Origin of the sequence: Xanthomarina spongicola (assembly GCF_003148645.1) — a bacterium.
In the GTDB taxonomy this organism is placed as follows: domain Bacteria; phylum Bacteroidota; class Bacteroidia; order Flavobacteriales; family Flavobacteriaceae; genus Xanthomarina; species Xanthomarina spongicola.
The window spans coordinates 342,817-368,820 of record NZ_QGGP01000001.1; the positions used below are offsets into that span (position 1 = coordinate 342,817).

The 26,004-nt window shown below is 31.1% G+C and carries 27 protein-coding genes; 23 read left to right on the forward strand and 4 right to left on the reverse strand.

Annotated elements, in window-relative coordinates; all coding sequences use genetic code 11:
- Positions 1 to 26: 26 nt before the first annotated feature.
- The 20 genes from LX78_RS01505 (at position 27) to LX78_RS01595 (ending at position 18,601) form a co-directional block, all read left to right on the forward strand.
- Positions 27 to 1,508, forward strand: coding sequence for a DUF5687 family protein (locus LX78_RS01505; protein WP_109680868.1), 1,482 nt, complete (start codon positions 27 to 29; stop codon positions 1,506 to 1,508).
- A gap of 12 nt (positions 1,509 to 1,520) precedes the next feature.
- Complete coding sequence (locus LX78_RS01510) at positions 1,521 to 2,228, forward strand: ABC transporter ATP-binding protein (RefSeq protein WP_109680869.1); 708 nt, start codon at positions 1,521 to 1,523, stop codon at positions 2,226 to 2,228.
- Positions 2,229 to 2,412: 184 nt separating this feature from the next.
- A complete protein-coding gene (porW, locus tag LX78_RS01515; RefSeq protein WP_170109781.1) occupies positions 2,413 to 4,983 on the forward strand; it encodes a type IX secretion system periplasmic lipoprotein PorW/SprE in 2,571 nt (856 codons plus the stop codon).
- An 18-nt stretch (positions 4,984 to 5,001) separates the two neighbouring features.
- Entirely contained in the window at positions 5,002 to 5,427 is a 426-nt protein-coding gene (locus LX78_RS01520) for a bactofilin family protein (RefSeq protein WP_109680871.1), read from the forward strand.
- Complete coding sequence (locus tag LX78_RS01525; protein WP_281267891.1) at positions 5,384 to 5,626, forward strand: AtpZ/AtpI family protein; 243 nt, start codon at positions 5,384 to 5,386, stop codon at positions 5,624 to 5,626. Before LX78_RS01520 ends, LX78_RS01525 begins: the two co-directional genes overlap by 44 nt.
- Positions 5,627 to 6,028 (forward strand): hypothetical protein, encoded by a 402-nt coding sequence (locus LX78_RS01530; RefSeq protein WP_109680873.1) that lies wholly within the window; start codon positions 5,627 to 5,629, stop codon positions 6,026 to 6,028.
- 112 nt (positions 6,029 to 6,140) lie between these two features.
- Positions 6,141 to 7,226 (forward strand): F0F1 ATP synthase subunit A, encoded by a 1,086-nt coding sequence (atpB, locus tag LX78_RS01535; protein WP_109680874.1) that lies wholly within the window; start codon positions 6,141 to 6,143, stop codon positions 7,224 to 7,226.
- Positions 7,227 to 7,246: 20 nt separating this feature from the next.
- Positions 7,247 to 7,453 (forward strand): ATP synthase F0 subunit C, encoded by a 207-nt coding sequence (gene atpE / locus LX78_RS01540; protein WP_007647348.1) that lies wholly within the window; start codon positions 7,247 to 7,249, stop codon positions 7,451 to 7,453.
- A 175-nt stretch (positions 7,454 to 7,628) separates the two neighbouring features.
- Positions 7,629 to 8,123, forward strand: a complete 495-nt coding sequence (locus LX78_RS01545) for a F0F1 ATP synthase subunit B (protein ID WP_109680875.1) — start codon at positions 7,629 to 7,631, stop codon at positions 8,121 to 8,123.
- Between the two features lie 6 nt (positions 8,124 to 8,129).
- Positions 8,130 to 8,666: an ATP synthase F1 subunit delta gene (gene atpH / locus LX78_RS01550; RefSeq protein ID WP_109680876.1), complete on the forward strand. Its 537-nt coding sequence runs from the start codon at positions 8,130 to 8,132 to the stop codon at positions 8,664 to 8,666.
- Positions 8,667 to 8,692: 26 nt separating this feature from the next.
- Positions 8,693 to 10,273 (forward strand): F0F1 ATP synthase subunit alpha, encoded by a 1,581-nt coding sequence (gene atpA, locus LX78_RS01555; protein ID WP_109680877.1) that lies wholly within the window; start codon positions 8,693 to 8,695, stop codon positions 10,271 to 10,273.
- 45 nt (positions 10,274 to 10,318) lie between these two features.
- On the forward strand, positions 10,319 to 11,179 hold the full coding sequence (atpG, locus tag LX78_RS01560) for an ATP synthase F1 subunit gamma (protein WP_109680878.1): 861 nt from the start codon (positions 10,319 to 10,321) through the stop codon (positions 11,177 to 11,179).
- 158 nt (positions 11,180 to 11,337) lie between these two features.
- Positions 11,338 to 11,844 (forward strand): hypothetical protein, encoded by a 507-nt coding sequence (locus tag LX78_RS01565; RefSeq protein ID WP_109680879.1) that lies wholly within the window; start codon positions 11,338 to 11,340, stop codon positions 11,842 to 11,844.
- A gap of 59 nt (positions 11,845 to 11,903) precedes the next feature.
- Positions 11,904 to 13,334 (forward strand): oligosaccharide flippase family protein, encoded by a 1,431-nt coding sequence (locus LX78_RS01570; protein ID WP_109680880.1) that lies wholly within the window; start codon positions 11,904 to 11,906, stop codon positions 13,332 to 13,334.
- Complete coding sequence (locus tag LX78_RS14760; RefSeq protein ID WP_170109782.1) at positions 13,334 to 13,486, forward strand: hypothetical protein; 153 nt, start codon at positions 13,334 to 13,336, stop codon at positions 13,484 to 13,486. Before LX78_RS01570 ends, LX78_RS14760 begins: the two co-directional genes overlap by 1 nt.
- Positions 13,487 to 13,503: 17 nt before the next feature.
- Positions 13,504 to 13,938 carry a dUTP diphosphatase gene (gene dut / locus LX78_RS01575; protein ID WP_109680881.1) on the forward strand — a complete coding sequence of 145 codons (435 nt, stop codon included), beginning with the start codon at positions 13,504 to 13,506 and terminating at the stop codon, positions 13,936 to 13,938.
- Between the two features lie 94 nt (positions 13,939 to 14,032).
- On the forward strand, positions 14,033 to 15,052 hold the full coding sequence (locus tag LX78_RS01580) for a sugar phosphate nucleotidyltransferase (RefSeq protein ID WP_109680882.1): 1,020 nt from the start codon (positions 14,033 to 14,035) through the stop codon (positions 15,050 to 15,052).
- Positions 15,053 to 15,230: 178 nt separating this feature from the next.
- Positions 15,231 to 16,592, forward strand: coding sequence for a tetratricopeptide repeat protein (locus LX78_RS01585; RefSeq protein ID WP_109680883.1), 1,362 nt, complete (start codon positions 15,231 to 15,233; stop codon positions 16,590 to 16,592).
- On the forward strand, positions 16,592 to 17,371 hold the full coding sequence (locus LX78_RS01590; RefSeq protein ID WP_109680884.1) for a DUF4292 domain-containing protein: 780 nt from the start codon (positions 16,592 to 16,594) through the stop codon (positions 17,369 to 17,371). The genes LX78_RS01585 and LX78_RS01590 overlap by 1 nt, the downstream gene beginning before the upstream one ends.
- 3 nt (positions 17,372 to 17,374) lie before the next feature.
- Positions 17,375 to 18,601, forward strand: a complete 1,227-nt coding sequence (locus LX78_RS01595; RefSeq protein ID WP_408068256.1) for a murein hydrolase activator EnvC family protein — start codon at positions 17,375 to 17,377, stop codon at positions 18,599 to 18,601.
- An 80-nt stretch (positions 18,602 to 18,681) separates the two neighbouring features.
- Here LX78_RS01595 and LX78_RS01600 read toward each other — a convergent pair whose 3' ends face one another.
- Both LX78_RS01600 and LX78_RS01605 read right to left on the reverse strand, forming a co-directional pair.
- A complete protein-coding gene (locus LX78_RS01600) occupies positions 18,682 to 19,191 on the reverse strand; it encodes an acyl-CoA thioesterase (RefSeq protein ID WP_109680886.1) in 510 nt (169 codons plus the stop codon).
- Positions 19,192 to 19,311: 120 nt separating this feature from the next.
- A complete protein-coding gene (locus tag LX78_RS01605) occupies positions 19,312 to 20,250 on the reverse strand; it encodes an HU domain-containing protein (protein ID WP_109680887.1) in 939 nt (312 codons plus the stop codon).
- A gap of 104 nt (positions 20,251 to 20,354) precedes the next feature.
- On the opposite strand from LX78_RS01605, the gene dprA reads away from it, so the two are divergent.
- A complete protein-coding gene (gene dprA, locus LX78_RS01610) occupies positions 20,355 to 21,458 on the forward strand; it encodes a DNA-processing protein DprA (RefSeq protein WP_109680888.1) in 1,104 nt (367 codons plus the stop codon).
- Here the strand turns inward: dprA and LX78_RS01615 are convergent.
- Both LX78_RS01615 and trpS read right to left on the reverse strand, forming a co-directional pair.
- A complete protein-coding gene (locus LX78_RS01615; RefSeq protein ID WP_109680889.1) occupies positions 21,455 to 23,002 on the reverse strand; it encodes a hypothetical protein in 1,548 nt (515 codons plus the stop codon). The two genes, dprA and LX78_RS01615, sit on opposite strands and share 4 nt — an antisense overlap.
- A 60-nt stretch (positions 23,003 to 23,062) precedes the next feature.
- Entirely contained in the window at positions 23,063 to 24,031 is a 969-nt protein-coding gene (gene trpS / locus LX78_RS01620; RefSeq protein ID WP_109680890.1) for a tryptophan--tRNA ligase, read from the reverse strand.
- Positions 24,032 to 24,145: 114 nt separating this feature from the next.
- Between trpS and LX78_RS01625 the strand changes: the two genes are divergently transcribed.
- Positions 24,146 to 24,886, forward strand: a complete 741-nt coding sequence (locus LX78_RS01625) for a lysophospholipid acyltransferase family protein (protein WP_109680891.1) — start codon at positions 24,146 to 24,148, stop codon at positions 24,884 to 24,886.
- A 34-nt stretch (positions 24,887 to 24,920) separates the two neighbouring features.
- Positions 24,921 to 25,997, forward strand: coding sequence for a TlpA family protein disulfide reductase (locus LX78_RS01630; protein ID WP_170109783.1), 1,077 nt, complete (start codon positions 24,921 to 24,923; stop codon positions 25,995 to 25,997).
- Positions 25,998 to 26,004: the final 7 nt, after the last annotated feature.

Below are 26,004 nucleotides of genomic sequence, written 5' to 3' on the forward strand. Positions count from 1 at the left end.
TAATAGAAGAAACCAACTCGAAGCGTATGAAAATTAAACACTTTATTAACTTAGAATGGAAACAATATTTTAGGTCTGCTTATTGGCAAAAAAGCATGGCTCTTAATGTTTTGCTTGTTTTTGTTGCCTTGTATTTTGTAGTAACATTCTTAGCATTAGGGATTGCATTATATCCAATTTTAAAAGAAACATTTCCAGAACAAGATCCATTAGTAATAGTAAATAGTTATTTATTTTACTGGTTTTTGGCTGATGTAATCATGCGATTTTTCTTTCAAAAATTGCCAGTTATGAGCGTAAAACCCTTATTAACACTCCCAATAAAACGATCTAAAGTGGTTCATTATGTGTTAGGGAAATCGGGTTTTTCTTTTTTTAATTTCTTACCACTTTTCGCGTTTGTGCCTTTTGGAGTTATGCTAATAATAAATGGGTATCCAATAACCTCAGTTATTTTTTGGGTAATAGCCATATTTGTTATAACCTTAGTTATTAACTTTTTAAATTTTATTATTGAAAGCCTTTCTTCTGAAACAGAGTTATCTTATTTACCAATAATATTATTTGCTGGAGGCTTATTTGCTATCAATTATTTCGACTTAATCTCTTTTACAAATTTAGTTTCAAATGCTGTTTCATCAATTTATGAAACGCCATTGCTTATTGCTATTCCTGTATTAGTTTTAATAGGGTTATATCTTGTTAATTTTGGCAAATTAAAAAAGCAATTGTATTTAGATAGTTCTTTAAAAGCTAAAGCTCAAGAAGTAAAAGCTTCAAATCTAGAATGGACTAGAAAATTTGGAGATGCAGCTCCTTTTATGCAATTAGATTTAAAATTAATTTGGCGTAATAAACGCCCAAGATCTTCTGTTTTTATTTTAGTTATTGGTTTGCTTTATGGCTTGTTTTTCTATCCGAATCCAGTATATCAAGACATGCCTTGGATGTTTGCTTTTGTAGGCATATTTGTTACAGGAATCTTTTTAATTAATTTCGGACAGTTTATTCCAGCTTGGGATAGTGGTTACTACAAAATGCTTATGAGCCAAAATATTAAATACAAACAGTATTTAAAATCTAAATATACCTTGATGGCTGTTAGTGTTGTTATCTTATTTATTTTAAGTATTCCGTATGTATATTTTGGATGGAAAATTTTATTAGCGCATTTTGCAGCAGCAGTATATAATATTGGAGTTAATACACATGTTATGTTACTTGGTGGTTCTTTTAATAGAAAGAAGATAGACCTAAACCAACGTGCAGCTTTTAATTACCAAGGTACTGGAGCAGTACAATGGCTTATTGGTATTCCATTAATGGCACTTCCACTGGCTATTTTTGGAGCTTCGTATTACTTTTTTAGTTTCGAAATAGGCTGTCTAGTATTAACAATTCTTGGAGTAATAGGAATTGTTTTCCATCAAAAACTAATGAATCTTATTACCGAAAAATATTTAGATTCAAAATATAAAATGATTCAAGCATTTAGTCAAGACAATTAATAAAAATAGATTATGATACATACATCAAACCTTACAAAAACATACGGAAGTAAAACCGTTTTAGATATAGAGCATTTAGATATTCCTAAAGGGCAAAGTTTTGGCTTGGTTGGAAATAATGGAGCAGGAAAAACTACTTTTTTCAGTTTATTATTAGACTTAATTAGACCTTCAAAAGGAGAGATAAGAAGCAATGACATTTTAGTAAAAGAAAGCGAAGATTGGAAACCTTTTACATCTGCTTTTATAGACGAAAGCTTTTTAATTGGTTACCTAACACCAGAAGAATACTTCTATTTTATAGGAGAACTTCGTGGACAAAATAAAGCAGATGTTGATGCTTTATTATCTCAATTTGAAGACTTTTTCCATGGAGAAATATTAAATCAGAAAAAATATTTAAGAGACTTGAGTAAAGGAAATCAGAAAAAAGCAGGTATCGTTGCGGCTTTAATAGGAAATCCAGAAGTTATTATTCTAGATGAACCTTTTGCAAATTTAGATCCAACAACGCAAATTCGTTTAAAAGGGATTATTAAAAATCTTGCTGAAACTAAAGGTGTTACAGTTTTAATTTCAAGTCACGATTTAATGCATGTAACAGACGTTTGCGAGCGTATTGTAGTTTTAGAAAAAGGAAAAATTATTAAGGATTTAGCCACTAGTGAAGCTACTTTAAAAGATTTAGAAGCTCATTTTGCAGGAACTGAAACTGTTTAATGTTTTCAAAATAAACAAGTTGGTTTTTATACAAAAAAGCGATTGAGAGAATTCGATATATTTCTCATACATTCATATTTGATATATTTCTTTACAAATAATTCAAAAAGATGCCTTATTTTTACGGCTATACATAATATATGTAGCTTATTTTAGTTTATACTTAAACCAAATACTGTCAACGTTGCGTACATCTTTTAGAATCATATTGTTCTTGTTCTGTATCACTCTTTTTATATCGAGTTGTTCTCGAAAAAAAGACTCCTTTATTAACAGAAATTATCATGCTTTATCTGCGAAGGATAACACCTTGTATAACGGTTATATTTCTTTAGAAGAAGGAAGGCTGGATTTGAACGAATCTTACCAAGATAATTATTGGGATATTCTTCCAATAGAAAGAATGCAAATTCAAGACGAGGTAACACTTCCAGGACAAAACAAAAACGAAAGGTTTAGTAGAGCTGAAGAAAAAGCTGTTAAAGCCATTCAAAAGCACAGTATGAATATTCAAGGCAAAGAAGTAAATCCTCAAATGGATGAAGCGTATTTGCTTTTAGGAAAATCTAGATACTTCGATCAAAGATTTGTACCAGCGTTAGAAGCTTTTAATTATATTCTTTATAAATATGCAGCTAGCGATAAAATTAATCAAGCTAGAATCTGGCGTGAAAAAACAAATTTACGATTAGAAAACGATGAGCTTGCAATAGAAAACCTTAAACGCTTGCTAAAACTTGAAGCTTTAGAAGACCAAGATTTAGCCGATGCAACTTCAACATTAGCACAAGCATACATTAATACAAAATCATTAGATAGTGCTGTAACCCAATTAGAAATAGCTAGTATAAATACGAAAAATCACGACGAAAGAGGTCGTTATCGTTACATTCAAGGACAGCTTTATAACCGACTTGGTTATAAGGATAGCGCAAATCTAGCTTTTGAGGAAGTTATAAAATTAAACAGAAAAACCCCTCGTATATATTTAATTGCAGCTCATTTAGAGCAAGCTAATAATTATAGTATTGCAGAAGATAATAAGGATATAATCTTAGAAACTCTAACAGATTTAGAAGAAAACAGAGAAAACAGACCTTATCTAGACAAAATATACCATCAGAAAGGGGATTTTTATCGTTCTATTGAGTCTGATTCTTTAGCTGTTGAATATTATAATAAATCCTTAAGAACCAATTCAGGAGATAAAAAATTAAAAGCTATAAATTACGAGATTTTAGGCGATTATTTTTTCGATTACTCTCAATACAAAATAGCAGGAGCTTATTACGACAGCACAATGACCAATATGGTTACAAACAGTAAGCCGTTTAGGATTATAAAGCGAAAAAGAGATAATTTAGATGATGTAATTTATTATGAAGATATAGCATTCGTTAACGATAGTATTATATCGCTTACAGCTTTGTCACACGATGAGCAATTAGCTTACTTTGAAGATTATACAGATCAATTAAAAATTCAAGCCGAAAAAGAAAAAGAGTTAAAAGAAATTCAAGAAAGAAACAAAGAGTTTGACAACCAAAACATTTCTAAAAATAATTTTGGTGGGAAAGATCAAAATATGAAAACCTCTAGAGGACCAATAAATGGACCTCCAGCTTCTAGTTTCTATTTCTATAATCCAACTACTGTTGCTTATGGTAAGAATGATTTTATTAAAAACTGGGGAAACAGAGAATTAGCTGACGATTGGAGGTGGTCTACAAAAAGTAAATCTATAATCAACGAAAATGCTAAAAGTCAGGAAACTGCTGTAGTTGCTGAAAACGAATTATTCAATCCAAAATATTATATAGATAGAATCCCAACAGAACAAAAAGAAATTGACAGCATTATAAAAGAGCGAAATTTTGCTTATTACCAATTAGCTGTTATTTATAAAGAAAAGTTTAAAGAATATGAACTTTCTAAAGAAACTTTTCAAGACCTATTAAGCAAAGAACCAGAACATAAACTAGTGTTACCATCTGAATATAATCTATATAAGCTATATATTTTATTGGGAGAAAACGACGAAGCTGAAATTGCTAAAAACAATATTATTGCTAATTATCCAGACTCGCGTTATGCATCTATTTTAATGAATCCAGAAGCAGGAGCAGCAAAAGATGAAAATAGTCCAGATTATATTTATAAAATATTATACGATAAGTTAGAAAATCAGGAATACAGTGTAGTAATCACTCAAAGCGAAGAATATATTACAACATTTGAAGGCGATCCAATGGTGGCAAAATTCGAATTACTAAAAGCAACTGCAACAGGTAGGCTATATGGTTTTGAAGCCTACAGTAGTGCCTTAAATTTTGTAGCTTTAAATTACGCGAATACTCCTGAAGGAGTAAGAGCTCAAGAAATAACTGATAATGTTTTACCTAAATTAGCTAACAAAGAGTTTATAGATAGTGATGAAGACAGAAACTTTAAAATAGTTTATTACTTCACTAATTCATCTAATGAAGAAATTGATAAATTTAAAAAAGCTTTAGATAAGGAAATAGAAAAAGTGAACGTTTACGAGCTTTCTGTTTCAGAGGATATTTATAATTCAACTACAACTTTTGTTATAGTACATGGATTAAAAAGTAAAGATGGAGCCATTGGATATGCGCAATCTCTTCAAGAGAAAAAGAAAGATAGAATTGTGCATGATTTTTTTGCAATTTCTTCATCTAACTACAGAATCATTCAAATTCACAAGAATTTTGATGAGTATTTAAATTTTGAATAACCATTAAAACAGTTCATTATGTTTTCTGAAAATAAAAAAGACAAAACAAGCCTTGAACTAACTTCAAGTCAGAATGTTATCTCTAAAGGCACAAAAATTGTTGGAGATTTAACAAGTGAAGGCGATTTAAGAATAGATGGAACTATTGAAGGGAATTTAAGAACTCCTGGAAAAGTAGTAGTTGGAAAAACAGGTTATATTAAAGGGACGTTAAGTGGTACAGATGCACATTTTGAAGGTAAATTTTCTGGTAAATTATCTTTATCTGGAACCTTAACTTTAAAATCTACAGCACATATTGAAGGAGAAGTTGTATTAGGTAAACTAGAAGTAGAGCCAGGAGCAACATTTAATGTAACTTGTGCTATGAAAGGCGCTGTAAAAGATTTTAATTCTAGAAGTGAACAAAAAGAACTCCCAAAATCTGGACAAGAAACAGCTTAATACTTACGCTCGTTATTCCAGTATTGCTTTTCAAATGTTTGCTATTATTGGCATAGGGGCTTTTGTTGGTGTAAAATTAGACAATGCGTTTCCAAATAAACACAACCTCTATACCATTATTCTATCTTTAGTGTTTGTAATTTTTGCTATTGTTTTTGTAATAAGACGTATTATTGCAATCTCAAAAGAAGACAATTAAATGAATCCAGCTTTTAAATCTAGACAACTTTCGTTTTTAATTCAAAATATAGCAGTAACCCTTATTTTATTTGGGATACACAGTTATTTGCTATATCATTTTGCTGAAAACATCAACTATATTATTCCTTTATGGCAAGTGTATGTCTTTCATTTTGTGGTTACCACCTTATTATATTCAGTCATTAATTTTCAATATTCTAGAGGGAAAACCGAGATTTTCAACATATTTATGGGGTTTACATTCTTAAAAATGATTTTAGCTATCGTTTTTTTACTCCCAGTTTTATTGTCGGATACAGAACATAAGCAGCCAGATGTATTCAACTTTTTTATCCCTTACTTTTTATACTTGTTTTTTGAAGTCTTTTCTTTAACAAGTTTCCTTCAAAAAAAGCCTTGAAAACCCTCTAAAAACAAGGCTTTAAATAATCATTAAAAAAGTGTTTGACATTTAATATAATGTACGTACATTTGCACGGAATTTAAAGCAAGGTATTTTTAATCAATATAGAATGACATTAAACACCTTTAAAAACGTATTTTTTTCTGTATTATTTTTAGCAATTTCATTTGTTGGATATGCAACAGAAAGCCCAGAGAACGAGAACGATAAAGAGTTCAATGCCAAAGAAATGATTATGCATCACGTTAAGGATGCGCATGAGTTTCATGTTGTTGATTGGAATGGTAAACCAATTACTATTGCTTTACCTATTATTCTATGGACAGATCAAGGACTAACAACCTTTATGTCTAGCGAGTTTCATCATGACGATTCAGGTTCTCATATTGTTGAGAAAGATGGTATGAGATTTGTAAAATATCATGAGAAAATTTATCAGTTAGATGCTAATGCTCAGGAAGTTGCTTTCGACGCAGAACATCATCCAACCAACGCAAGCTTGCCAACAGACTTGTCAATTACACGAAATGTGTTTATGATGTGGATTTCGGTAATTGCTTTATTACTTGTTTTTATATCTACAGCTAGAGTTTATAAAAAATCTAATAACAAGGTTCCAACCGGAATCGCTGGGTTTATGGAGCCATTAATTGTTTTTGTACGCGACGAGATTGCAAAACCAATGATAGGAGAGCATAAGTACAATAAATACATGCCATATTTATTAACCGTATTTTTCTTTATATGGATTAATAATATTTTTGGATTGATTCCAATTATTAATGGAGCAAACGTAAGTGGTAACATTGCCTTTACTTTAACGTTAGCTGTATTTACGTTTATCATTACAACCATAAGTGGTAATAAAAATTATTGGAAACATATTTTCTGGATGCCAGGAGTTCCTGTTCCAATGAAAATATTTTTAATGCCTATAGAAATAGTTGGAATGTTTGTTAAACCAATCTCTTTAATGATTCGTTTGTTTGCAAACATTACAGCAGGACATATTATTATTTTAGCTTTAATGTCCTTAATATTTATTTTTGAGACTATTGCTGTAGCACCAGTTTCAGTAGCGTTCGCATTATTTATCGGATTAATAGAAATTGTAGTAACTGCAATTCAAGCATATATATTTACAGTGTTGTCTGCCTTGTATATTGGCATGGCAACTGAAGAAGCACATCATTAATTAATTTAAATTTTATAACTATGACTATTACAGGAATCGCAGCAATCGGAGCTGGTTTAGCAGCAATTGGAGCTGGAATGGGAATTGGAAGAATCGGTGGTTCTGCTATGGATGCCATGGCACGTCAACCGGAAATCCAAGGAAAAATCCAAACTTCAGCGCTTATTTTAGCAGCTTTCGTAGAAGCAGTAGCACTATTTGGTGTTGTTGCTGCATTAATCGTTTAATTATGATTACAAAGTACAGAGGTAACGGTTGGTTGCCTCTGTATTTTAATTGAAGTTCAAGAAAAACCTTACGATTTAAACATTAAGGTTTTAACATAGGAAATAATTTTAAATTTGAGGCAAGCCTCATACAATTGGCCCATTTGTGGGATTGTAAAACTAAATATATTAAGAAATGGATTTAATTACACCAGGTTTAGGACTTGTCTTTTGGACAGTAATTACATTTTTGTTTTTGCTTATTATCTTAAAAAAGTTTGCTTGGAAACCTATTCTAGGAGCTGTAAGCGATAGAGAAGAAGGTATTAAAAAAGCATTGGCATCTGCAGAAAATGCTCGTAAGGAAATGGAAAACCTTCATGCAGATAATGAGCGTATTTTAAAAGAGGCAAGAGCTGAACGCGAATCTTTACTTAAAGAAGCACGTGATATTAAAAATAAAATGATTGATGATGCTAAAGGTGAAGCACAAACTCAAGCAAATGCAATTATAGAACAAGCACAAGCTGCTATTGAAAGCGAAAAGAAAGCTGCTATGGCAGAACTTAAAAATCATGTAGCAGGTTTATCTATAGAAATAGCAGAAAAAGTAGTACGTGCAGAATTATCTAATAAAGACAAGCAAATTCAATTGGTTGAGTCTATGTTAGGTGAAGCAAAATTAAACTAATATATAATGGCAGGAGCAAGAGCAGCAATACGTTACGCAAAAGCAGTTTTAAGTTTAGCATCAGATAAAAATACAACAGATGTTGTAAATAACGATATGAAGCTAATAGCTAATACTATTGCAGAAAGCAAAGACTTAAGCGATATGCTTCAAAGTCCTGTAGTTAGTTCATCAATTAAAAAAACGGTTATATTAGATGTGTTTAAAGACTCTAATGAAATAACTAGAAATTTAATAGATACGTTAATTACAAATAAAAGATTACCACTTTTAGGCGAAGTAGCTTTAAAGTATAATATATTATTTGACGAATTAACAGGAACTCAGATTGCTCAAGTTACTACAGCTGTACCTTTAACAGACGATTTAAAAGTAAAGGTGTTAGCTAAAGTTAAAGAGCTTACAGGAAAAGATGTTGAAGTTAAAAGCACGATAGACGAAAGCATTCTTGGAGGCTTCATATTACGTGTTGGAGATATTCAATATAATGCAAGTATTGCAAATAAATTAAATAAGTTAAAAAGAGAATTTACATTAAACTAAGATATTTTATCTAAATATATAATAAGATGGGAGAAGTAAAACCAGCTGAAATATCAGCAATCTTAAAACAACAACTTTCAGGATTTGAAGCAGGAGCTACATTAGACGAAGTTGGAACAGTATTAACTGTAGGTGATGGTATTGTACGTGCTTACGGATTAGCTAACGCTCAATATGGTGAGTTAGTCGAATTCGAAGGTGGATTAGAAGGTATTGTACTTAACCTTGAAGAAGATAATGTTGGTATTGTATTATTAGGAACATCCATTGGAGTTAAAGAAGGTTCTACAGTAAAACGTACAGAACGTATCGCATCTATTAATGTAGGTGAAGGTATTGTTGGTCGTGTTGTAGATACTTTAGGAAACCCTATTGATGGTAAAGGACCTATTACTGGAGAAACTTACCAAATGCCTCTAGAGCGTAAAGCTCCAGGTGTAATTTTTAGAGAGCCAGTTACAGAACCATTACAAACAGGTATTAAGGCAATTGATGCAATGATTCCTGTCGGTAGAGGTCAACGTGAGTTGGTAATTGGAGATAGACAAACTGGTAAAACAGCAGTTTGTATTGATACCATTTTAAATCAAAAAGAATTTTTCGATGCAGGAGAACCTGTATATTGTATTTATGTTGCAGTTGGACAAAAAGCTTCAACAGTAGCATTAATTGCTAAAACATTAGAAGAAAGAGGAGCTTTAGCATACACAACTATAGTTGCTGCAAATGCATCAGATCCTGCAGCAATGCAAGTATATGCACCAATGACTGGAGCATCTATTGGAGAGTATTTTAGAGATACTGGTCGTCCAGCTTTAATTGTATTTGATGATTTATCAAAACAAGCAGTAGCTTACCGTGAAGTATCTTTATTATTACGTCGTCCACCAGGACGTGAGGCGTATCCTGGAGATGTTTTCTACTTACACTCAAGATTATTAGAGCGTTCTGCAAAAATTATCAATAACGATGATATTGCTAAAGAAATGAATGACCTTCCAGATTCATTAAAACCAATCGTAAAAGGAGGTGGTTCTTTAACAGCATTACCAATTATTGAAACACAAGCAGGAGACGTTTCAGCATATATTCCAACTAACGTAATTTCTATTACAGATGGACAAATTTTCTTAGATGGAGATTTATTTAACTCTGGTGTACGTCCAGCTATTAACGTAGGTATTTCGGTATCTCGTGTTGGTGGTAATGCACAAATTAAATCTATGAAAAAAGTAGCAGGTACTTTAAAATTAGACCAAGCACAATATCGCGAATTAGAAGCGTTTGCTAAGTTTGGATCAGATTTAGATGCTGTAACTTTAAATGTAATTGAGAAAGGAAAACGTAACGTTGAAATCTTAAAACAAGCACAAAACGATCCGTTTACAGTTGAAGATCAGATTGCAATTATTTATGCAGGATCTAAAAACTTATTAAGAGACGTACCTGTTGAAAAAGTTAAAGAATTTGAAAGAGATTTTATAGAATTCTTAAAAGCAAAACATGCTGATGTATTAAGTACATTAAAAGCAGGGAAATTAACTGATGAGGTTACAGATACTTTAATGGCTGTAGCTAAAGATTTATCAGGAAAGTATAAAGCTTAATTAATATTCCCACGAAAGTGGGAATCTTATTTCATATTTTAAAATATGGCAAATTTAAAAGAAATACGTAACAGAATATCATCGGTATCTTCAACCATGCAGATTACCAGTGCCATGAAAATGGTATCTGCTGCAAAGTTAAAGAAAGCTCAAGATGCTATTACAGCAATGCGTCCTTATGCAGATAAGTTAACTGAACTTTTACAGAGTTTAAGTGCTACTTTAGATGAAGATTCAGGAAGCAAATATTCTGTACAACGCGAAGTTAATAATGTATTAGTTGTTGCTATTACTTCTAATAGAGGGTTATGTGGTGCATTTAATTCAAACATTATTAAGCAAACGCAAAACCTAATTAGTAATACGTATGCTGGTAAAAAAGTATCTGTTTTAGCTATTGGAAAGAAAGCTAATGACGCATTTTCTAAAAAGCAAATAGTTGTTGGTAATTACAGTGAATTGTTTGATGATTTAACGTTTGATAACGTCGCAAATGTTGCTAAACGTTTAATGGATATGTTTACAGAAGGCGATTACGATAAAATTGTAATTGTTTACAATAAATTTAAAAATGCTGCCACTCAAGAAGTAATGACTGAACAATTTTTACCAATTGTGCCAGTAGAAGCAGATACAAATGTAAACCTAGACTATATTTTTGAACCTTCAAAAATTGAAATCGTAGAGCAATTAATCCCTAAGTCCTTAAAAACACAATTGTTTAAAGGCATTAGAGATTCTTTTGCAAGCGAACATGGAGCTCGTATGACTGCTATGCATAAAGCAACAGACAACGCAACAGAGTTAAGAGATCAATTAAAATTAACTTACAACAAAGCACGTCAAGCAGCTATTACTAACGAAATTTTAGAAATTGTTGGAGGTGCTGAGGCACTTAATAATTAGGCAAAGCCAAATTATTAAAAGTGCAGAAGCATTGAACAGTTAGATATCGAAAACGAAGAATCTTAAATTTAAATATATTAAGCCTCACTTTATAAGTGAGGCTTTTTTATGGAACACTATTTGATTTAGTATCTTTATAACATGAAAAACAGCATACAATGAAAATACAGAATCAGGTTTTAAGCTTCATTTTTATATCAGTAATTATATTAAGCTTTACACAATGTTCTAGTGCTCAAAAACTAGAAGAAAAAGCATCTTTTGAGTTAGGTCAAGTTATGTTTCAAAATTGGGTGGCTGGTGTTCAAGGAGGAGGTTCTGGAATTCATATGTTAATTCATGTTGTTTCAAATAAAAATAATGTGGTTTTCGATTCTATTTATTTTAGAGGTTATAAAGCTGAAATTGAAATAGGTAAAATGGGCTATGTAGCAAATATAAAAACAGAAATCAATCAACGAGAGGACATTATTATGAGTAATAATGGTCAAGATGAATTTGGCAACAAACCACCATTAAAAGATAGCAATTTTCCTTTTAATTTAGCCGAAAATGAATGTGTTATCAGTTATATTGAGAAAGATATAACTAAATATCTTAAAGTAAATAACCTAGTTGAAAAGCCTCGAGAGGAGTATCCATCTGCACCACCAAAGCAACCATAAATTAATACATTGTAAATAGATTTTTAAAACTGTATATTTAGCAGACCAAAAACCAACTCTTGAGCACATTAAAAAAGTTCTTTAAAGACACCATAATTTATGGATTGGCAACCGTTTTGCCAAGGCTCATGAATTTTGTTTTAGTGCCTCTACATACAGATAAATTAGAAACCTCTAGCTATTCAGACAATACAACTTTCTACGTATATGCTGCTTTTTTTAATGTATTATTGACCTATGGAATGGAAACAGCATTCTTTAGGTTTTTTAGCAAAAGCGAAGAAAAAAGTAAGATATTTTCAACTGCACTAATTAGCTTAACAATTACAGCTTTATTGTTCTTATTAGTTGTTATATCTTTTAATTCGCAATTAGCAGATTTAGTAAATTTAAAACAATCTTATTTTAATTTATTAATAGGTGTTTTAGTTTTAGATGCCATTGTAGTAATTCCTTTTGCATATTTAAGAGCTACAGGAAGACCTATAAAATTCACTGCTATAAAACTTTCCAATATCGCTATTTATGTAGCTTTAAACTTTTTCTTCCTTTGGGCCATTCCAAAGTTTGGTATAAATTTTCCAAACTATGATAAAAACGATTTAGTTCAATATATTTTTATAGCCAACTTAGTAGCAAGTATGGTTACTTTTTTATTGTTAACACCATATTTCTTTAAGTTTAAACTTCATTTTAATAAAGTAATTTTCAGGCAACTTTTAAATTATGGATGGCCAATTATGGTTGCTGGATTAGCCTATGTTATTAACGAGAATTTTGATAAATGGCTCTTGCCAAGTGTTCTAGGAAAAGATATTAATGGAGCTTATAGTGGTTGTTATAAAATTGCGATGTTTATGACTATTTTTATTCAAGCTTTCAGACTAGGAGCCGAACCATTTTTCTTTAATCATTCTAAAGAAAAAAATGCTCAGCAAACTTATGCTACTATAATGAAGTATTTTGTCATTTTTGGTAGTTTCATGCTTGTTTTTATAATTGCTTATTTAGATGTTTTTAAATCTCTAATTGTTAAAGATGAGAGTTACTGGATTGCAATAAATATCGTTCCAATTGTGTTGTTAGCGAATCTTTGTTTAGGCATTTATTTTAATTTAGCTATTTGGTATAAGTTAACAGATAAAACACGTTATGGTATGTATTTATCGATAGTTGGAGCAATCATAACTATTGTATTTAATTTAATAATGATAGAAAAAATAGGCTTTATAGCAGCTGCTTGGGCAACATTAGCAGCTTATGGGATGATGATGATGCTTTCATATTATTTCGGACAAAAACATTATCCTGTGCCTTATAATTTGAAACGAATTTTAGGGTATTTATTTTCATCAATTGTATTGTCAATAATTGTGTTAAACACTAATAATAACTATTATATTAATACAGCTTTAGTTTTAGTATTTTTAGGTCTTGTTTATCTATTAGAAAAGAAAGAATTAAAACGCATGCTTATCAAAAATAGTTAATGATAAAGTTCTTTAATAAAATACTGAAACAACTTTTGGACGAGAATAAAACTGGACGTTATTTAAAATTCACTATTGGTGAGATTATTCTGTTAATAGTTGGTGTTTTATTGGCATTACAGGTAAATAATTGGAATAATAATCGAGAATAAAAGAGAAAAAAAATAAGATGAAAATAAAAATAATCAACAAATCCAGTCACGGATTACCACACTATGAAACTATAGCTTCAGCAGGAATGGATTTAAGAGCGAATTTATCAGAGTCAAGAGTTTTAAAACCTTTAGAAAGAAGCATTGTTGGTACTGGTCTTTTTATTGAATTACCAGTTGGGATTGAAGCGCAAGTACGTCCACGAAGTGGTTTGGCAGCCAAAAAAGGAATAACCGTTTTAAACGCACCAGGAACCATAGATGCAGATTATAGAGGTGAGATTGGTGTGATTCTTGTAAACCTTTCTAACGAAGATTTTACCATTCAAAATGGCGAACGTATTGCGCAATTAGTTATTGCAAAACACGAACGTGCAGATTGGGTTGAAGTTGAATCACTTTCTGAAACCTCAAGAGGCGAAGGTGGTTTTGGAAGTACAGGAGTGAAATAAAGGAAGTGTCATTCAGAACAAAGTGAAGAATCTAATACTAGATAATTAATATAATAAGATTCCCTCCTTCGAGGGAATGAAAATAAAATTTTCAATGAAAATAATAGTACCAATGGCAGGACGAGGATCTCGTCTTCGTCCACATAGTTTAACAGTTCCAAAACCTTTAATTCCAGTTGCTGGCCAACCTATTGTTCATAGGCTGGTAAATGATATTGTAAAAGTGTTAAATCAACCCATAGAAGAGATAGCCTTTGTTCTAGGAGATCCAGCATGGTTTGGAGACGATGTTGTTTCTAGTCTTCAGGATTTAGCAAAAAGCTTAAATGCAAAAGCAACCATCTATCGTCAAGACCAACCTTTAGGTACAGGTCATGCCATTATGTGTGCTAAAGAATCTCTTTCTGGTCCTGCAGTTATTGCTTACGCAGACACCTTAATTAGAGCCGATTTCAACTTAGATCCAGAAGCAGATGCTGTTATTTGGGTCAAGCAAGTCGATAAACCTGAAGCTTTTGGAGTCGTTAAATTAAACGACAAAAATGAAATTATAGAACTGGTTGAAAAACCAAAAACTTTTGTAAGTGATTTAGCTGTTATTGGCATTTACTACTTTAAAGATGTGGCTGTTTTAAAAGAAGAGCTACAACACGTGTTGGATAACAACATTATTAATGGAGGAGAATACCAAATTAATGATGGTATTAAAGGTATGATGGCAAAAGGAAAAGTTTTTAAAACAGGAACTGTAAATGAGTGGATGGATTGTGGTAATAAACCAGTAACCATCGAAACCAATTCAAGAATGTTAGGCTTTTTAAAGGCTGATGGAGACGAGCAATTAATTGCTTCAACAGTTAAAAACAATAACTCTACCATTATAGAACCATGTTTTATTGGCGAGAATGTCGTTCTAAATAATGCTACTATTGGTCCAAATGTATCTATTGGAAACAATTGTAAGATTGAAGCTTCAACCGTTAAAAATAGCTTAATACAAAGCCATACTACTATTAAAAATGCTAATTTAGACGACGCAATGATAGGTAATCATGTGAGTTTCGATGGCAATTTCACAAAAGTTAGTATTGGCGATTATTCAGTTTTAGAATAATATTCCTGAAAAGACAAGAATCTCTTAATAATAAAAAAAGTACATTTGAATCTGATCGAAATGATATACAATTGGAGCGTTGATTTTCATATAGTTTAGCTAATAGTATTGACAATTGATCTCTAAATGAAAATAATTTAAAAGTCAACACTAAAATACCTGCTAACACAGGCATGTTATGAAACAAAAAATCTACATATTCATTTTTTTCTTCGGAATGATTTTCACTCCACAGATAAACTATGCGCAAATAGATTTTAATAAAACGCCAGACGACGATTTAGGAGATGTTGAAGATAGAACCCAAGAATTATTTTTTGAAGCCTTAAAACAAAAGGCAATAGAAAATTACGATCGTGCAGTTACAGCTCTTTTACAATGTATAGAAATCGATAAATCGCAATCGGTTTTTTATTACGAATTAGGAAAAAATTACAACCTGTTAAAAAACTTTGGCGAAGCAGAAGATGCTTTAAAAAAAGCCGTTAAAGAACAACCAGATAACGAATGGTATTTGGACGAACTTTACGAAGTATATGCACAACAAAACGATTACGATAAAGCTATTAAAACGGTTAAACAACTTGTTAAATACCATCCAGATTATAAAGAAGACTTAGCAAACCTTTATTATAGAACTAAAAAATATAACGATGCTCTTGAGATTCTTGACGAATTAGATAAAGAACAAGGAATTACTCTTTCAAGAGACATGTTAAGGAATCAAATTTATGCTGCAACAGGTAGAAAAAAAGATCAGATTGAAAACCTAGAAGAACGTGTTGAAGACAATCCAGACGAAGAATCAAATTACTTGGCACTAATCTATAGGTATAGCGAAAACAACGAAAACGAAAAGGCTTTCGAAACTGCTAAAAAATTACTTGAAATTAAACCGAACTCTCAACTGGTTCATTTAGCTTTATATAAGTTTTACTTAGAAGAAAACAATCCAGAGCAAGCCATAGAATCTATGAAAATTGTGCTTCAAAGCCCACAAATTAAGGCAGAAGCTAAAATGATGGTTCTGTCGGATTTTGTAAAATTTGTTGGCGATAATCCTCAATATGAAGAAGATTTAGTTGAAGCTACCAGTTTCACATTAGATGACACCAACGAAAAAAGTCTTGTTGAATTAGCGCAATACTATTTAACCAAAGGAGATAAAGCAAAAGCTTTAGAATATTATAATGAAGCTTTAAAATTAGATGGAGATAATTTTAATATTTTAAGAAATGTTTTATTACTTCAAATAGATTTACAAAATTATGAAGCAGCTGCATCTAAAAGCGAAGAAGCCTTATTAAAATTCCCATCACAGCCATTACTTTATTTAGTAAATGGCGTTGCATTAAATAAATTAAATCGTGCTAACCAGGCTATTGAAACACTTGAAATAGGATTAGATTATATTATAGACGACCCAAAAATGGAAGCAGATTTTTATAAACAATTAAGTTTAGCTTACACCACATTAAACAATACAGTTAAAGCTAAAACGTTTAGTGATAAAGCAAAACAGTTAGAATCTACAAATTAATGAGTATATCTTTTTTTAAAAAATCCACCATTATTGGATGCCTCTTATTCGTTTTTTTTGGCTGTAAATCCACAAAAAATATTTCAAATGGAGTTGCTAATTTAAACCTATCTTCAAAAGAAGTAATAAAAGAAAACCTTAAAACATCTCCTAATTTTACAACGTTACAAGCAAAAGTTAGAGTTGCTTATACACAAGGAAACGATTCGCAAACACATACAGTTACTATGCGTATGCTAAAAGATCAGATTATCTGGTTAAGCTCTTCATTTAACATTATTAGAGTCATGATTACTCCTGAAAAAGTTAGCTATTATAACAAATTAGATAACACTTTTTTTGATGGAGATTTTAGTTTATTAAGCGACATTTTGGGTACTGATTTAGATTTCGAAAAAGTTCAGAATTTACTTCTTGGAAATCCATTGTTTAAATTAAATAAAACAGATTATAGTATGTCTGTAAATAACAATGCATACTTGTTTCAACCAAATGAACAATTAGCACTTTTCGAGTTGTTTTATATTATAAATCCAACTCATTTTAAAATAGATTCTCAGCAACTATCTCAAACTATTGAAGCTAGATTTCTACAAATAGATTATTTAAATTATCAAAAAGTTGACAAGGAAAGTTTACCAGAAAACATAAAAATAATTGTTTTAGAAGGAGATAAAGAAACTACTATAGAAATGGAATTCAAATCGGTATCTTTGGACCAAGAATTACGATATCCTTTTAATATGCCATCAGGATTTGAAGAAATAGTTCTTAAATAAATGATGCACAAGAACACATATACTTATTTACTCCTACTTGTTTTTTTATTAAGTAGCATCGTTGGATTTTCGCAAAGTAAGAAACAACAAGAATTAGAAGAACGTCGTCAAGAATTACGTCTCGAAATACAACGTATCAATAATTTACTATTTAAAAATAAATCTGAAAAAAAATCACAAACGTCTTTAATCGAAGACTTAAATTATAAAGTAAGTGTTCGTCAAAACTTGATTAAGGTTACCAATCAACAAGCTAATTTGTTGACTAGAGAAATTAATACAAATCAGAAGAAAATAACAGAATTAAGAGACGAATTGCAGACTCTTAAAGACAATTATGCCAAAATGATTGTTACTTCTTATAAGAGTAAAAGCGAACAGAGCAGAGTCATGTTTTTATTGTCGTCTAGTAATTTTCAACAAGCCTATAAACGTGTTCAATACATAAATCAGTATGCCGAATACCAGAAAGAACAAGCAGAAACCATAAAAATAAAAACAGAAGAACTACAGGAAACAAATGCAGCACTATTAAAACAGAAAGAAGATAAACAAAAGCTTATAGATGAAAATAGAATCGCTCAAAGAGAACTTGAAGTTGAGTTAAAACAGCAAGAAAGCTTGATGGCTTCTATTAATAAGAATTTAAATAATTACACAGCTCAAATAAGAGAAAAACAACGAGAAGCAGACAAAATAGATAGAGAAATTGAAAAAATTATTCGTGAAGCCATTGCTAGTTCTAACAAAAGTGCAGGGAAAACAACCACAGCATCTAGTGGATTTGCACTAACTCCAGAAGATAAATTGTTAGCAGATAATTTTGTGTCTAGTAAAGGAAAATTACCTTGGCCAGTTGAAAAAGGTGTGGTAAAACTTCGTTACGGAAAGCAACCACATCCAGTGGTAAGAACAGTTATGATACAAAGTAATGGTGTACGTATTGCAACCGAAGAAAGCGCTCCAGTTCGTGCTGTTTTTAATGGAAAAGTACTAGCTGTCCAAGCCATAAAACATGGAAATCTCTCAGTCTTAATTCAACATGGTAACTACGTTACAGTTTATAAAAACTTATCGAAAGTGTATGTTAAAAAAGGTGATAATGTAACTACCAAACAAGAAATTGGACAAGTATTTACAAACCCTTCCAACAAAGAAACTATTTTAAGTTTTAGCATTTTTAAAGAAAGCGCGACTCAAAATCCAGCAGATTGGATTTACAAAATGTGATAACATTTTGAAACACTTTTGTGGATTTACAAGATGTAACAAATTCCTGCGAAGGCAGGAATCTTATTAAAAAGGAATAATTATATAAACAAAGCCTTTAATTCAGTAGCATCAGCAGGCTTCATTTTTCCAGCAAGTACCAAACTTAATTGCTTACGTCTTAAAGCACCTTTAAAGCGTTCTTTTTCCAAGTCGGTTTCAGGGGTAATTTCAGGAACTTCCACAGGACGTCCAGTTTCATCTACAGCTACAAAGGTATAAATAGCTTCGTTGGCTTTGGTTTTTAATCCAGATTCTCTGTCTTCTATCCAAACATCCAAATATATTTCCATCGAGCTTCTAAATGCACGAGATACTTTTGCTTCAACCGTTACTACAGATCCAACAGGAACTGAACGAGTAAATTCTACATGGTTTACCGAAGCCGTCACTACAATACGTCTGCTATGTCTTCTAGCAGCAATACTTGCAGCACGATCCATCCTAGCCAGTAATTCGCCACCAAATAAATTATTTAATGGGTTTGTTTCACTTGGCAGCACTAAGTCTGTCATGATGGTTTTAGATTGCTCAGGTGTTTTTAATTGCATGGCTTAGATAATTTAAAGTGCAAAGGTAAAGCCATTTTAGATTTTAAAGGGAATTTAAAATGAAAAAATAATTAGAATTAAAAGAGGAATAAAAAGAAATTAAATTCTAAAAAGCGTTGATTAATCCACCTCTTTTACTAATAACCAAGCAGCAGAATTATGAGCACGTTTTACCTCTCTTAAAGCACTTAATGCTTCTAATCTGTCTTCGTAACTAGCATAAACAACCTCATGTAAACCGTATTTGTTGACACCAATTTTTCTAGCATCATAACCTAAGGCTTTAAGTTGATCTACTTTTTTATCGCTGTTTTCTTCAATTCTAAAAGCACCAGCAATTATATGGTAGTTGCCAGTTTTCTTAGTAACATGAAGTGTCACAGCAGGAAGTGGATTCTCTATAATAAAAGTAGCCTCTTGTATTTTGCTTTCAAGTTGTTGGTTGGCTTCTTCTTGAGCTATTTGATTTTGTGTGTTTATGTTATTTACATAATAATTTGAAGCCACAAATCCACCTATAGTAAGTGCAATAACAGCTACTGCAGCATATTTTAAATAACCTCTAGATTTGCGTCTTTCAGGAGTAATGGCAATTGGAATAACTTTTTCAATTTCTTGAACTTCTTCTTTGTAAACTTCTCTACTTACAGAAGGTGATACAAATTGAGATAATCCAAAAGCATCAGTTAAATAGTTTAAATGATATGAAGGTTCAAAAACAATTCTCCCTTCGTTATTTAATAAAAGATCTCCAATGTTTTCAAAAGAAATGGTTTCACCTTCTGTTAAATAAGACTTTAAAGCTTTAACTCGTTTTTCAATCTTTTTTGAAGCCTCTTCAAAAGGAATCTTTTCTACATCAGCAATATAATGAGTTAAAATACCATCATTCTTCTGAATTTGCTCGTTAAACGAAAGCATTTTCTTTGGAGGATAGAAGGCGTTTGTAGATTCGTGAATGGTTGCCGAAACACGTTGCGTTAAAAAAGCGCCAAATTCAGGAACTGTAACACATTCATATCTATATAATAAATCGCTTATGTAAGATTCTAATTGCATAAAAACAAAGTTACTAATTTTTAAAAGCGAACAAAAATTCAGCTTAACTATTTATTAACATGATAAAAATTCTTTTCTTGTAGTCTCTAAATCAAAAATTTAAGATGACAGAAAATAGCTTACTTCATATTTTAGCTTTGCAACATGTGCCAAATATTGGTGATATTACTGCTAAAAAGCTGATTTCACATTGTAGTTCTGTAGAAGCTGTTTTTAACGAGAAAAAACAAAACTTACTTAAGATTGATGGTATAGGTAGTTTAGTTATTAGCGACTTATTTAATAAAAGTCATTTTACAGCTGCCGAAGAAGAACTAAAGTATATTCAAGAGAATAATATAACTACATTATATTTTGCTGAATCAGATTATCCTGAAAAACTAAAACACTGTATCGATAGTCCTATTCTATTGTTTCAATCTGGAAATATTAATTTAAAAAAGCAACGCATTATTAGTGTGGTTGGCACTCGAAAAATTACGACTTATGGTATTGCTTTTTGTAATAAACTTATTGAAGAACTAACTGTTTTTAATCCAGTTATTGTGTCTGGATTTGCGTATGGAACAGATATAACTGCTCAAAAAGCTGCAATTAAAAGCAACCTGCAAACTATAGGATGTTTGGCTCATGGTTTAAACCAGATTTATCCTAAAACACATAAAAAATATGTGGCTGAGGTTGAAAAACATGGAGGATTTTTTACCGATTTTTGGAGTAGCGACCCATTTGATAGAAACAATTTTTTAAAACGAAATCGAGTTATTGCTGGTTTAAGCGAAGCAACCATAGTTATAGAATCTGCCGAAAAAGGAGGTAGTCTGGTAACTGCAGATATTGCAAATTCTTATAACAGAGATGTGTTTGCTGTTCCAGGAAGAGTAACTGATAGTCAGAGTTTGGGTTGTAACAATTTAATTAAATTTCAAAAAGCTCATGTGCTATCTAATCCTTTAGATATTCCATATATGTTAAATTGGGAACTGGAAGACAATAAAAAAGTTCCTGTTCAAAAACAACTTTTTGTGGAGTTGGACGACGACGAAAAAATAGTTTATAACTATCTGAAAGTGAAGAATAAACAATTATTAGATGTTATAGCTTTAGAATGTAACATGCCTATTTATAAAATGGCTGGCGTTTTGTTGAATATGGAACTTAAAGGGGTTATAAGACCTTTGCCTGGAAAATTATTTGAAGTAATCTAAAAGTTTATTTTAAGAATCCAGATATCTTGAAAATAATCTAGTTTGGAAAGTTCCTTTTGTCTTTGATAAATAACGCTTGCATCTTCATTGTTATCTAAATAAATATAATTCCAATTATTTTTAGGATTGATGTAAGATTTTGGTAAATGACCTTTTTCTTCTAAAGTTTTTATCCAATTGTCAGCATTTTCTTTTACGGAAAACACATTAGTTACTAAATAATAACCTTTTGCTAGGTTAGGAATGTTAATAGATTTTAAACTTTCAATACGTTCTAAACCACTTTTCTTTTTTGGTTTTGGAGTTTCAGTTTTTATAGTTTTAACTGGTTCTGAAACTTCAGGTTTACCCACAATTATTTCTTCCTCTTTTTCTACCTCTATAGTATCTGTTGATTCTTCATTTTCAAAAACAGCTAAGGTATCTTCATTGCTTTTACCTTCCATATAAATAGGACTTATTTCTGTTTCAAAAGCCACAAAAAACAAGTAAAATCCGTCAGCACGAGTTTTAAATCTAATGGTTGTTTCAGAAGAATTATTAGATAGAATGTTATTGTTTTCATTTGGAATAGACATTTTCAAGACATCAAATCCTAAGGTGTTAGAACTGTTAGGGTTTCGGTCTAAAAAAGTTTCGTCTTCAATAGTAATTTTGCTATTAAAAAAATTATTTCCTGGTCGTTGTTTGTTAGACAGTAAGACAAACGATTTTTTTTCAGCATCTAAAATGGCACAATTATCAGTCTTATATTTCTGGTCACCTTCTAGAGTTCCAATTAAAAGTGAGGTTTTGATGTTACCAACTTCATCTGTTTTAAAATTTTTAAATTGAATATCTGTAGCTGTTTTATCAACGCCTACAAATCCATTGTAAGTAGTAAAATATTTTGCAGTTTCTGCTTCATCTTCATAAATCACATAAAGCAGCCAACCACCAGCAACTCCTCCAGAAACGTAACCTTCGGTAGCTTTTATGTTAGCAACAGTATAAATTCCATTTATGGTATTAGCATTTTTTAATAAAGAGGTTACATCTGCATAACAAACATATGGTTTTGTGTCTTCGAATAACTCGGTTTTATAACTATCAAAAATAATGGATCCTGTTAGTGTATTATAATTACCATTTGGTTGTTTAAATAAGATAGAATTTACGTTTGTAGAGCGTTCGTCTTTACCATCGTAAACCAATTTTTCGAAGTTTATTATTTTTCGAACACCTTTGTCGTATTTATAAACTGCACTCCAATACAAGGCTGCATATTTAATATTTGATGCATCTTCAGAAAGTTTTAAAGTAGCTTGACTGGAGCTAAAGGTTGATGCATCATCATCCACATCAACATATTCCATTTTTAGGACATCGTTAATTTCAGAAGCATCATTAAATGGTTTAGTTGCATCTGTACTTACAATGCTGTTACCAATAATAGTAGAATTCCCTTTTAAATAGAATTTTTTATTTGAAGAGAATTTTTTTCCTTCTTGAGAATAGCCCAAAATAGTTGAAATAACAAAAAGGATAAGGAATAAATACTTCATTAAATAGCAATTTGAGAAACTAAATATACTATTAAAATATTACCTATAAAATTTTGAAAGTTAGTAGCCTACTTTTTCACGAACACGTTTTAAAACATTATTAGCAACCACTTTAGCTTTTTCTGCTCCAATGGCTAAAAGCCTATCTATTTCAGGAAGGTTATCCATGTAATAATTATATTGTTCACGTTCTGTAGCAAAAGTTTCAACTATTAATTCGAAAAGCGCTTGCTTGGCATGTCCATAACCATAACCACCTTTTTCGTAATTGGCTTTCATGCTTTCTATTTGAGTTTCTGAAGCTAATAATTTATAAAGAGCGAAACAATTACATGTACTCCAATCTTTAGGCTCTTCTAATGGCGTACTATCTGTTTCTATAGTCATAATTTGCTTACGCAGCTTTTTGTCATCCAGAAATATATTGATTATATTCCCTCTACTTTTACTCATTTTTCCTCCATCGGTTCCAGGAACGAGCATGGTGTTTTCTTGGACTTTTCCTTCTGGCAAGACAAAAGTGTCTCCCATTTTAGTATGAAATCGAGAAGCCACGTCACGTGTCATTTCTATATGTTGTAATTGATCTTTTCCAACAGGAACCTGTTCGGCATCATATAATAAAATATCTGCAGCCATTAACATTGGGTAGAAAAACAAACCAGAATTAACGTCTTCTAATCTATCTGCTTTATCTTTAAAACTATGAGCCAATGTTAAACGTTGATATGGAAAAAAGCAGCTTAAATACCATGACAGCTCTGTTACTTGAGGAATATCGCTTTGTCTGTAAAATACGGTTTTTTCTACATCCAAACCAAAAGCTAGCCAAGTAGCAGCTGTAGAATACGTATTACTTCTCAAAAGTTCTGCATCTTTAATTTGAGTTAGTGTATGTAGATTAGCAATAAACAAAAAAGAGTCGTTTTTAGGATTGTTAGCCATATTAATGGCTGGAATTAATGCGCCTAAAATATTTCCTAAATGTGGTGTTCCTGTACTTTGAATGCCTGTTAAAATTCTTGCCATAGTATTTCCCACGAAAGAGGGAATCTCATTAAATTAAACTTAATCTCTATTTAAAAGCACAAAGGTAATTTTTTTGAAGTAATAGCTCAATAAAATTAAGTAGTTTTGACCTCTATGAGACTATTTAAGTGTTTGTTTTGGATTTTATATCGCATCTGGTTCTATATACTTGTAGCCTTGCCAATTATAGTTCTTTTTCCATTTCTCTTTGTTTCTATTTTAAAAGAATCTTGGTATCCTTTCTTTTTTAAATTAGCTCGATTGTGGGCTAAATTTATTTTAGCAGGAATGGGTTTTGTATGGAAAATTGAACATAAACAAGCTCTTGATTCTAGTAAAAGCTACATGTTTATTGCCAATCATACCTCTATGGCAGATATCATGCTTATGTTGGTGTCAGCCAAAAACCCGTTTGTTTTTGTTGGTAAAAAGGAGTTGGTTAAAATTCCATTATTTGGGTTTTTCTATAAGCGAACTTGTATTTTAGTCGATAGAAGTTCAGAAAGAAGTAGAAAAGCTGTTTTCTTAAGAGCGCAGAGAAGATTGAAACAAGGGTTAAGTATTTGTATTTTTCCTGAAGGAGGTGTTCCAGAAGATGAAAGCGTTGTTTTAGACACGTTTAAAGATGGCGCTTTTAGATTGGCAATTAATCATCAAATACCAATTGTCCCAATGACATTTTTAGATAACAAAAAACGATTTTCTTATACTTTTTGTAGTGGTGGACCTGGAAGCATGCGTGTTAAAGTACATCCATTTATTGAGACAGAAGGTTTAACTATAAAAGACACAAAGAGCTTAAATAGTAGAGCGAGAGAGGTTATTTATAATGAGCTTATCAAATCTGATAAATAATTTTATTACCTTGAAAAGGTCAAAAAACACAATAATGAAGTATTTTGTTTTATTTCTATCAATTCTACTTTTTAACTGTCAACATAAAAGCACGTCAGACAATGTTATAAATACATACAATGCAAAAGTAAATTCCTATGATAAAATTGAATACCATATTAGACGAATAGATACCTTTTCTCAAGACAATACATGGAATAAAACTGGTCAGGTTCTGATAGAAAAAAACAAGAAAGACACACTTTTTGGAATGTCTTTCTTTACAAATTCATACACACATAGCAATAATTATTTATACGATAATTATAATGGTTTTGAGATATCTATCAAAAACAATACCTATGAAATAATCTACTCTAAGGGTTTTCTTGGAAGTCCTGGAGGTCAATTGGTTTCAGATATTTTTTTTGGGCTAGATAATATTTATAAAACCGTAGAAATAGTTGAGACCAAAAATAAATTTCAATTAGAATATACTTTTGAAAATGATACTGTTTATGATATTAGAAACATTAAAAAAACCATTGACATTGATAAAACCACTTTTTTACCCATTAAAATAGTTAAGACTTTTGAAAGAGGAGGAGAACGAGCTGCTGAAATTTTTCAGTTCGATAGTGTTTTAGTAAATGATAAAGTTAAAAACTCTATTGAAAACCAGAAAAAGAAACTTCAAGCTATAAGGCTTATTAAAGAGGAAGCACCAATAATTACGTCTTTAATTGGAACAGAATTTAATACAGAAAGCCTTCCTAATTTGTGGGATGATAAGCCAGTAGAAATTTCAAATAATTTTCCTTTATTAATAAGTTTTTGGGAGTTTTGGTGTAGTCCATGCATAAATTCTTTACCAAAACTTAAGTTGCTTCAAAACACGTATAAAAGCAAAATTACTGTTATTGGAGTTTCAACGCAAAGTCCTGAAAAAGCAAAGCATATTCTTTTAAGTAAAAACATAGAATATATAAATTTAAAAGGCTCGGAAACATTACTTGAAAAATATCAAATAAATAGTTTTCCAACGTATTTTCTTGTAGATAAGAATGGTATAATCATCAAGAAATATTCAAATTTCTCAGAGGACATAGAAAAAGACATCAAAACTTTATAGAATAAAA

What these genes read in the sequence shown, in the direction of transcription:
- atpG (WP_109680878.1), top strand. Translation starts at nt 10,319, where the DNA reads ATGGCAAATTTAAAAGAAATACGTAACAGAATATCATCGGTATCTTCA.
- LX78_RS01520 (WP_109680871.1), top strand. Translation starts at nt 5,002, where the DNA reads ATGTTTTCTGAAAATAAAAAAGACAAAACAAGCCTTGAACTAACTTCA.
- LX78_RS01585 (WP_109680883.1), top strand. Translation starts at nt 15,231, where the DNA reads ATGAAACAAAAAATCTACATATTCATTTTTTTCTTCGGAATGATTTTC.
- atpH (WP_109680876.1), top strand. Translation starts at nt 8,130, where the DNA reads ATGGCAGGAGCAAGAGCAGCAATACGTTACGCAAAAGCAGTTTTAAGT.
- LX78_RS01510 (WP_109680869.1), top strand. Translation starts at nt 1,521, where the DNA reads ATGATACATACATCAAACCTTACAAAAACATACGGAAGTAAAACCGTT.
- LX78_RS01605 (WP_109680887.1), bottom strand. Translation starts at nt 20,250, where the DNA reads ATGCAATTAGAATCTTACATAAGCGATTTATTATATAGATATGAATGT.
- LX78_RS01625 (WP_109680891.1), top strand. Translation starts at nt 24,146, where the DNA reads ATGAGACTATTTAAGTGTTTGTTTTGGATTTTATATCGCATCTGGTTC.
- LX78_RS01595 (WP_408068256.1), top strand. Translation starts at nt 17,375, where the DNA reads ATGCACAAGAACACATATACTTATTTACTCCTACTTGTTTTTTTATTA.
- LX78_RS01545 (WP_109680875.1), top strand. Translation starts at nt 7,629, where the DNA reads ATGGATTTAATTACACCAGGTTTAGGACTTGTCTTTTGGACAGTAATT.
- LX78_RS01630 (WP_170109783.1), top strand. Translation starts at nt 24,921, where the DNA reads ATGAAGTATTTTGTTTTATTTCTATCAATTCTACTTTTTAACTGTCAA.
- LX78_RS01530 (WP_109680873.1), top strand. Translation starts at nt 5,627, where the DNA reads ATGAATCCAGCTTTTAAATCTAGACAACTTTCGTTTTTAATTCAAAAT.
- atpE (WP_007647348.1), top strand. Translation starts at nt 7,247, where the DNA reads ATGACTATTACAGGAATCGCAGCAATCGGAGCTGGTTTAGCAGCAATT.
- trpS (WP_109680890.1), bottom strand. Translation starts at nt 24,031, where the DNA reads ATGGCAAGAATTTTAACAGGCATTCAAAGTACAGGAACACCACATTTA.
- LX78_RS01565 (WP_109680879.1), top strand. Translation starts at nt 11,338, where the DNA reads ATGAAAATACAGAATCAGGTTTTAAGCTTCATTTTTATATCAGTAATT.
- atpB (WP_109680874.1), top strand. Translation starts at nt 6,141, where the DNA reads ATGACATTAAACACCTTTAAAAACGTATTTTTTTCTGTATTATTTTTA.
- dprA (WP_109680888.1), top strand. Translation starts at nt 20,355, where the DNA reads ATGACAGAAAATAGCTTACTTCATATTTTAGCTTTGCAACATGTGCCA.
- LX78_RS01615 (WP_109680889.1), bottom strand. Translation starts at nt 23,002, where the DNA reads ATGAAGTATTTATTCCTTATCCTTTTTGTTATTTCAACTATTTTGGGC.
- LX78_RS01590 (WP_109680884.1), top strand. Translation starts at nt 16,592, where the DNA reads ATGAGTATATCTTTTTTTAAAAAATCCACCATTATTGGATGCCTCTTA.
- dut (WP_109680881.1), top strand. Translation starts at nt 13,504, where the DNA reads ATGAAAATAAAAATAATCAACAAATCCAGTCACGGATTACCACACTAT.
- atpA (WP_109680877.1), top strand. Translation starts at nt 8,693, where the DNA reads ATGGGAGAAGTAAAACCAGCTGAAATATCAGCAATCTTAAAACAACAA.
- LX78_RS01580 (WP_109680882.1), top strand. Translation starts at nt 14,033, where the DNA reads ATGAAAATAATAGTACCAATGGCAGGACGAGGATCTCGTCTTCGTCCA.
- LX78_RS14760 (WP_170109782.1), top strand. Translation starts at nt 13,334, where the DNA reads ATGATAAAGTTCTTTAATAAAATACTGAAACAACTTTTGGACGAGAAT.
- LX78_RS01505 (WP_109680868.1), top strand. Translation starts at nt 27, where the DNA reads ATGAAAATTAAACACTTTATTAACTTAGAATGGAAACAATATTTTAGG.
- LX78_RS01600 (WP_109680886.1), bottom strand. Translation starts at nt 19,191, where the DNA reads ATGCAATTAAAAACACCTGAGCAATCTAAAACCATCATGACAGACTTA.